1 rRNA gene (running past one end of the window) is annotated in these 1,231 nt (G+C 50.6%); it reads left to right on the forward strand.

The annotated features are described in order from the left end of the window. Window positions 1-65 precede the first annotated feature (65 nt). Window positions 66-1,231: ribosomal RNA gene (locus AC3A5O_RS28710) — 23S ribosomal RNA — on the forward strand (it continues 1,825 nt past the right edge of the window).

A 1,231-nucleotide genomic window follows, 5' to 3' on the forward strand; every position in this document is an offset into this window, starting at 1 on the left:
AGAGCAAGATCGAATTTTCGGCGAATGTCGTCTTCACAGTATAACCAGATTGCTTGGGGTTATATGGTCAAGTGAAGAAGCGCATACGGTGGATGCCTTGGCAGTCAGAGGCGATGAAAGACGTGGTAGCCTGCGAAAAGCTTCGGGGAGTCGGCAAACAGACTTTGATCCGGAGATGTCTGAATGGGGGAACCCAGCCATCATAAGATGGTTATCTTGTACTGAATACATAGGTGCAAGAGGCGAACCAGGGGAACTGAAACATCTAAGTACCCTGAGGAAAAGAAATCAACCGAGATTCCCTTAGTAGTGGCGAGCGAACGGGGACTAGCCCTTAAGCTTCTTTGATTTTAGCGGAACGCTCTGGAAAGTGCGGCCATAGTGGGTGATAGCCCTGTACGCGAAAGGATCTTAGAAGTGAAATCGAGTAGGACGGAGCACGAGAAACTTTGTCTGAATATGGGGGGACCATCCTCCAAGGCTAAATACTACTGACTGACCGATAGTGAACTAGTACCGTGAGGGAAAGGCGAAAAGAACCCCGGAGAGGGGAGTGAAATAGATCCTGAAACCGTATGCGTACAAGCAGTGGGAGCCCACTTTGTTGGGTGACTGCGTACCTTTTGTATAATGGGTCAGCGACTTATTTTCAGTGGCGAGCTTAACCGAATAGGGGAGGCGTAGCGAAAGCGAGTCTTAATAGGGCGTCTAGTCGCTGGGAATAGACCCGAAACCGGGCGATCTATCCATGGGCAGGTTGAAGGTTGGGTAACACTAACTGGAGGACCGAACCGACTACCGTTGAAAAGTTAGCGGATGACCTGTGGATCGGAGTGAAAGGCTAATCAAGCTCGGAGATAGCTGGTTCTCCTCGAAAGCTATTTAGGTAGCGCCTCATGTATCACTGTAGGGGGTAGAGCACTGTTTCGGCTAGGGGGTCATCCCGACTTACCAAACCGATGCAAACTCCGAATACCTACAAGTGCCGAGCATGGGAGACACACGGCGGGTGCTAACGTCCGTCGTGAAAAGGGAAACAACCCAGACCGTCAGCTAAGGTCCCAAAGTTATGGTTAAGTGGGAAACGATGTGGGAAGGCTTAGACAGCTAGGAGGTTGGCTTAGAAGCAGCCACCCTTTAAAGAAAGCGTAATAGCTCACTAGTCGAGTCGGCCTGCGCGGAAGATGTAACGGGGCTCAAACCATACACCGAAGCTACGGGTATCACGCAA

The organism is Pseudomonas sp. Soil_N_39, assembly GCF_057655955.1.